6 protein-coding genes and 1 pseudogene are annotated in these 6,044 nt (G+C 66.3%); 5 read left to right on the forward strand and 2 right to left on the reverse strand.

Features of this window, described 5'->3' with window-relative positions:
* Positions 1–242: 242 nt before the first annotated feature.
* Positions 243–989 carry a VOC family protein gene (locus tag ABN028_RS22990; protein ID WP_349325659.1) on the forward strand — a complete coding sequence of 249 codons (747 nt, stop codon included), beginning with the start codon at positions 243–245 and terminating at the stop codon, positions 987–989.
* 223 nt (positions 990–1,212) lie between these two features.
* Here ABN028_RS22990 and ABN028_RS22995 read toward each other — a convergent pair whose 3' ends face one another.
* Positions 1,213–1,914, reverse strand: a complete 702-nt coding sequence (locus ABN028_RS22995; RefSeq protein WP_349325660.1) for a GNAT family N-acetyltransferase — start codon at positions 1,912–1,914, stop codon at positions 1,213–1,215.
* A gap of 456 nt (positions 1,915–2,370) precedes the next feature.
* Between ABN028_RS22995 and ABN028_RS35470 the strand changes: the two genes are divergently transcribed.
* From ABN028_RS35470 to ABN028_RS23010, 4 genes are all read left to right on the forward strand, one after another.
* Positions 2,371–2,802, forward strand: a complete 432-nt coding sequence (locus ABN028_RS35470; protein ID WP_502879204.1) for a GNAT family N-acetyltransferase — start codon at positions 2,371–2,373, stop codon at positions 2,800–2,802.
* Positions 2,803–2,857: 55 nt separating this feature from the next.
* Positions 2,858–3,802 carry a 3,5-dioxohexanoate:acetyl-CoA acetone transferase gene (gene kce, locus ABN028_RS23000; protein WP_349698058.1) on the forward strand — a complete coding sequence of 315 codons (945 nt, stop codon included), beginning with the start codon at positions 2,858–2,860 and terminating at the stop codon, positions 3,800–3,802.
* A 24-nt stretch (positions 3,803–3,826) separates the two neighbouring features.
* Positions 3,827–4,804: a 3-hydroxyacyl-CoA dehydrogenase family protein gene (locus ABN028_RS23005; RefSeq protein ID WP_349698059.1), complete on the forward strand. Its 978-nt coding sequence runs from the start codon at positions 3,827–3,829 to the stop codon at positions 4,802–4,804.
* Positions 4,805–5,249: 445 nt separating this feature from the next.
* Positions 5,250–5,741, forward strand: a complete 492-nt coding sequence (locus tag ABN028_RS23010) for an SRPBCC family protein (RefSeq protein WP_349325664.1) — start codon at positions 5,250–5,252, stop codon at positions 5,739–5,741.
* A 177-nt stretch (positions 5,742–5,918) separates the two neighbouring features.
* Here ABN028_RS23010 and ABN028_RS35475 read toward each other — a convergent pair.
* Positions 5,919–6,044, reverse strand: a pseudogene (locus ABN028_RS35475) (IS630 family transposase); the annotation flags it as partial.

The raw sequence follows: 6,044 nt of genomic DNA on the forward strand, positions 1-6,044 counted from the left end.
TCCCTGCGAACGGACTTGAGTGGACATCCGACGAATGTGGCGATGTCGCGTGGTCGGTGGCGCATTGCCGTGGCGAGAGTCACGCTGGTACGGCCCAACGAGCCGCGACAGCCACGAGACGCCCGAGGCACGAGCTCCTACCTGTGTGGCCGTGGACTTGGCCCAGGTCCGGTTCAACGCCAACAACTGTTCCCGACAACGACACCCGGACACGGGTGCGACACGGTGTGAAGGATGGTCTGATGGTGCACCTTCTGCGGGACAGCGACGCGATGACGATCACGATTCCCGCTCCTGACCTGATCGACGGCAAGGAAGGGCGCCGAGTGCTGGCCGCGTTCTACGGCAAGCTCCTCGGTATGCGGGAGTTCGAGCCGTGGGGTTGGCTGAAACTCGCTAAGCGACCTCCCGACAGCAAGCTGCAGTTCGCGCTCGACGATGACGGATGGTCGGACGAACGCCCGCCACGCTGGCCGGATCCGGAGTATCCGCAGCAGATGCACCTCGACATCCTCGTGCCCGACGTCGAGGCGGCGGGTCGGCTCGTGCTCAACCTGGGCGCGAAGTTGCTGCGGGATCAGGGCGACTTCCGCGTCTACGCCGACCCAGCGGGGCACCCGTTCTGCCTCTGCCCGGACCCGTCCGTCGACAGTCCGAAGCTGTGTCGGCTGGTCTTCGACTGCTTCAGCCCGCGCGCGCTGGCCGGCTTCTACGAGGATTTCCTCGGCGTCGAAGAGCGACTCGAGGACTCACCCGAACGCGTCGTGATCAACCTGGACGATGAAGAGCTGCCGAACATCGCGTTCCAGCACGCACAGTTTCCCGCCGCTCGCTGGCCCGACCCCGCGTACCCGGCACAACTGCACGTCGACTACCGCTTCCCCGATGGCGCCGAGTCCGCGATACCCAGGGCCGAACGCCTCGGCGCGATCCACACTGGCCACGGCAACGCGTACGCCGATCCCGCCGCCCACCCCTTCTGCCTGTGAAGCTAGGTCCCGGCGCTCTGGCCACTCGACAGTCGCGGATGGCATCGAGGCTGCCAGGCCTATTCCGAGAGTTCGAATAGCCGATTCCCCCAGTACACGTGGATGCGCGTGTGCGGTGACGGCGACAACCGTCATACAGGCGGATTCCACTGCTCCCCGCAGCGGAGATGCTGCTGGGTCAGGCGCGCGACGCAGTACGAGTGGGTACTTCGTGCGCGCCCGGTCAGACCTTCAGGCGCATGACCACCAGGTCGTAGGGTGCCCACCAGTTCGGCGAGCTGCCGTGCCGATCGCGCTGCGTCGGCGTGAACCCGAGCCTCTCGAACATGGCCATCACACCACGGTGGTCGGCTGTCTGGCTGGTGGTGAGCGAGGCCTTGACGGTGCCGACGCCCGGGATGCGCATCTCCGGCCAGGTCTTCAGATACTCCTTCATCTCCTCGGAGCGGACGCCGTAGGTCCGTTTGATCTTGCGCCATTCACGATTGGGATGGGGGTACGCGACCGGCGTCGCCTCGATCCAGCCGCCGCCCTTCTTCCGGATCGCCTCCACAGCCGCAGTCAACGCCCTGGTCGCCACCCCTTGCCCCCGGAAATCCCGGCGGGTGGTGAGGCAGGTGATGCGCCACGCGGACGTGGGATCCCGTGCGATCCTGTTCGGCGGCGTCTTCTCGTTCTGTTCGATCGGCAGCTCTTCGGCGCGTCCATACTGGCACCAGCCGACCGGCTCCTTGTCCGCGTACACGAGGATTCCGTGTGCCTTCCCGGCCCAGACCAACTCCTTCATCTCGGCAAGGTTCCGCGCCATCTGCCATTCGTGGTGCGGAAACTTCTTCTTGGAACGGTCTGGTGTGCCGAGAAGCTCCGCCCGTTTCTCCGCTGTGACCGCCGCCGGCGAGAGATGGCGGCCGCGCGGATAAAGCATGCAACCGCAGCTATGGACGCTGTTGTGGAACGCTTCGAAGTCGACGAACGTCCGCCTCGACAACTCTTTCGTTGCGAACCGAGCCGGGTTCCGCGCATCGGCAGCCGTCGCCACCACCTCCGTCAACCGAGAACGTCGCCTGCGCTGACATGTTCACGGGAGGCCAGGATCGCACCGCGTACCGGCCACCTTGTGTCCTATACCATCCTGGTCGGCCTGGGCGGCCGGTAAGTCACTCGGCAACCACTCCACCGTCCTCCTCGCAACCAGCCAGACTGTAGGCCGAAGCGGAGCGGGTCAAGGGTCGAAGATCGCGCAGCGACGACGCCAAAAGCGCCGTCGACGCGTGGTGTGGAGGCCGGAGACTGGTCGGGAGAGGACGCGGTGACTTCCCACTGTTGGATGGCTTGTCACCGCGCGGGGGCCTAGGTTTGGAGCGTGCCTGAGGTAACCGACATGATCCTGACGGTTGACGACCATGTTGTTCCTGGTGGTCCCGAGGTCGAGCTGCTGGAGGTCGGACCAGGCAGCCGCGCAGCGGTACTGGCCCTGGTCTCTTCGGAGCATGGGCACTTTCTCCAGTACTACGAGTCGCCGTCGGTAGGGACTGTTGTGTGCGGCATCTACGAGAAGGATCAGCTGGTGGGTGCAGTGCTGTTGGAGTACGAACCGGAGGCACGAGAGTCGACGGCTGATGCAGCACTGGCAGCGCTCGTCGTTGCTGGACGCCACCGTGGACGTGGTATTGCATCTGCCGCGATCGGGGCTGCGTCTCGGATGCTCAGCGCTGCTGGTTATCGCCGTGTGATCGCTGAGTGGGTATGGAGCAGGCAGGCGTACGAACGACTCGGGTTCAGGGTATGGCGAACGCGTTCGATCTCTCGCTGACCCCTCGAGCGTGGGTGTACGCTCCGGCGCCCAAGAACGCATTGGAGAACAGGACGTGTCCGAGAAGAACCCGCGGAAGCACAAGGTCATCATCACCAGCGCCGTCACCGGAGCGATCCATACACCCTCGATGTCGAAGTACCTCCCGGTCTCGCCGCAGGAGATCGCCGAGGCCGCCATCGGTGCCGCCGAGGCCGGCGCTGCAGTGGTCCACCTGCACGCCCGCGACCCCCGAGACGGCCGTCCCTCCCAGGATCCGGAGCACTTCGTACCGATCCTGGAGTCGGTCAAGCGCAACACCGACGCGGTGGTCAACCTGACGACGGGCGGCTCGCCGCACATGACCGTCGCTCAGCGGATGCGCCCGGCGATGGAATTCAAGCCCGAGCTGGCCTCGCTCAACATGGGCTCGATGAACTTCGGTCTCTACCCGATGCTCGACCGCTTCAAGGAGTTCGAGTTCGAGTGGGAGCGCGAAGGGCTCGAGAGGAGCCGCGACCTGGTCTTCAAGAACACCTTCGCCGACATCGAGGCCATCCTCACCCGCGGCAGCGATAACGGCACCCGCTTCGAGTTCGAGTGCTACGACATCTCGCACCTCTACAACCTGACGCACTTCCGCGACCGCGGACTCGCCAAAGGCCCGCTCTTCGTGCAGTCGGTGTTCGGACTACTCGGGGGCATCGGCCCGGACCCGGAGGACCTGATGCACATGCACCGTACGGCCGACCGGCTCTTCGGCGACGACTACCAGTGGTCGATCCTGGGCGCGGGCCGCAACCAGATGAGGCTGGCCACCATGGGCGCCGCGATGGGGTCGCACGTCCGGGTCGGCCTGGAGGACTCGCTGTGGATCGGCCCCGGCCAACTCGCCGAGAGCAACGCGGCACAGGTCGAGCGGATCCGGACCATCCTCGAGGCGCTCAACCTCGAGATCGCGACGCCCGACGAGGCGCGCCAGATCCTGCAGCTCAAGGGCCGCGACGCGGTTGGCTTCTGACGGCGGTACGCGAGAGAGGACGCAATGATCCCAGCAGGTGCGCCCGTCGCCGTGGTCGGCGGCGGCTACATGGGCGGCGGCATCGCCCAGACGTTCGCCGCCCACGGCTTCCCGACCGCCGTCGCAGACGCCTCGCCGAAGCGGACTGCCGAGCTCGTCGCGGCACTGCACGCCGACGCCGACAGGTACGTCGCCGAGGGCCTGTTCCCCGCCGGTGCCGACGAGGCGGTCCGGGCCAACCTGCGAGCGGCGACGTCGTTGGCCGACGCGGTTGCCGGAGCAGCGTACGTCGCGGAGGCGGTGCCGGAGCGAATTGCCGTCAAGGACCCCGTGCTGCGCCACATCTGCGCGCATGCGCCGGCCAAGGCGCTGATCGGCACCAACACCTCGGCCATCCCGATCGGAACGCTGGCTGCCAGCGTGACCGGGGTCGAGCGGTTCCTTGGAGTGCACTGGATGAATCCGGCGCCCTTCGTCCCTTGCGTGGAGCTCATCGCCACGGACGGAACCGACCCGGACACGGTCACGGCCGCGGAAGACCTGATGCGGCGCCTCGGCAAGGTGCCGACCGTGGTGGCCGACTCGCCGGGCTTCGTCGCCAACCGGCTGCAGTACGCGCTGCTGCGCGAGGCCATCCGGATCCTCGAGGAGGGCGTGGCCGGTGTGTCGGAGATCGACGAGGTCGTCAGGAACTCCTTCGGCTTCCGGCTCCCGTTCTTCGGGCCGTTCGCGATCGCCGACATCGCGGGCCTGGACGTCTACCGCGACGGCTTCGCCACGATGGAGCGTGCCTACGGCGAGCGGATCGGGACCCCAGATCTCCTCAACACAATGGTCGACGAGGGTCGCTACGGCCTGAAGTCGCGGCGGGGCTTCTTCCGGTTCGACGAGGAGCAGGCGGACCGCGTCGCGTCCTCCCGGGACACCGCCTACGCGCGGTTGAGCCGGCTGCGGGAGGAGATCAGCCCCCTCGCACTCGCAGAGGCGGAAACCGAGGCGTGAGGACCGGGCCCCACGACGACACCAAACGGTCGTCGCGCTGAGGTCATCGACCCTGGGCGGGCACGCAGCCACGACGCATAATCTCGCACCACGCACTCGGACACACGGGACCGCTCGATTCCTTTCCCCGCCGCCGTGTACTGCCTGACCTGGGAAGACGTGGGAGCCGCCTGTCGGATCGAACCCACGACCTACGCATCACGAGTCGGCGGCGACGCTGCGAGGCAGGTGCTCACAACGCTCGGCTGGCCTCTGTCGTCGTCCACCAGAGTCCATGCTCACGTACGTGCTTGGCTGCTCGTTTGGCTGCTCGGGCAACGCCCCCAGGCCGGGACCTGTCAGACGCCCTGTACGCCCATTGCGAGGTAGTCGGCGTACCTGGGCCAATCATGAGGCGAGGCTGCTAGTGTGCGCCCGTTCACTCGGGAACCTGGAGCGCTCCGCCATGAAGTACACCGTCTCGATCGAGATTGCCCTGCCGCGGGAGAGGGTGGTGCAGTTGCTCGCCGACCCGGCACACATGCCGAAGTGGCTGCGGGGCCTGGTGCTGCACGAGCCACTGAGTGGGGTGCACGGGCACGTCGGTACCAAGTCGCGGGTCGTGATGCAGATGGGGCAGCAGAAGATCGAGTGCACCGAAACCATCACGCGCCGGGAACCGGCAGACCTGCGCGAGATCCCGAAGGAGAGCGTCGTTACTTTTGGCCGTGAGATCGTCGGCGAGGGTATGTGGAGCGCCGCGCGCGAACGGCTGACCGAAGCCGGCCCCGAAACCACGCTCTGGGAGAGCGAGAACGAATACCGGTTCAGCGGCATGCTGATGAGGCTGGTGGGGCTCCTGATGCCCGGCTCCTTCCGCAAGCAGTCGCAACAGCACATGCAGGACTTCAAGGCCTTCGCCGAGCAGGGAAAGGACGTCCGCGAAGCGAACGGCTGATCTGCTTGCGGACAGCTGCGTCGACAACGTGGCGACCAGGGGTTGTAGTGGCCTCGCTCGCCAGAAACCGGTTGAAACATTGGGTGTTGGGCCGGCGCCGAGCCCACCGGGGGCCGGCACTCGCCTAGGCAGAGACGCTCGCCGGTGCGCACCAACACCCCCAGTGTTTCAGCACTCCTAGTACCCCGTGGTTGAGATCTTTTGACGGTTCGTTTTGGTGAGGATCTGGTCGGCGGTCTTGGTCCAGACGAAGGGGTGGCAGCGGTCGTTCCAGCCGGTGATGAATTGGCGGATCTTGGTGAT

The sequence above is a fragment of the Actinopolymorpha sp. B17G11 genome, assembly GCF_040196095.1.
Classification (GTDB): domain Bacteria; phylum Actinomycetota; class Actinomycetes; order Propionibacteriales; family Actinopolymorphaceae; genus Thermasporomyces.

Excerpts from the sequence above, each read along its gene's own strand:
- ABN028_RS22990 (WP_349325659.1), top strand. The coding sequence starts at position 243 with ATGGTGCACCTTCTGCGGGACAGCGACGCGATGACGATCACGATTCCC.
- ABN028_RS22995 (WP_349325660.1), bottom strand. The coding sequence starts at position 1,914 with ATGCTTTATCCGCGCGGCCGCCATCTCTCGCCGGCGGCGGTCACAGCG.
- ABN028_RS35470 (WP_502879204.1), top strand. The coding sequence starts at position 2,371 with ATGATCCTGACGGTTGACGACCATGTTGTTCCTGGTGGTCCCGAGGTC.
- ABN028_RS23005 (WP_349698059.1), top strand. The coding sequence starts at position 3,827 with ATGATCCCAGCAGGTGCGCCCGTCGCCGTGGTCGGCGGCGGCTACATG.
- ABN028_RS23010 (WP_349325664.1), top strand. The coding sequence starts at position 5,250 with ATGAAGTACACCGTCTCGATCGAGATTGCCCTGCCGCGGGAGAGGGTG.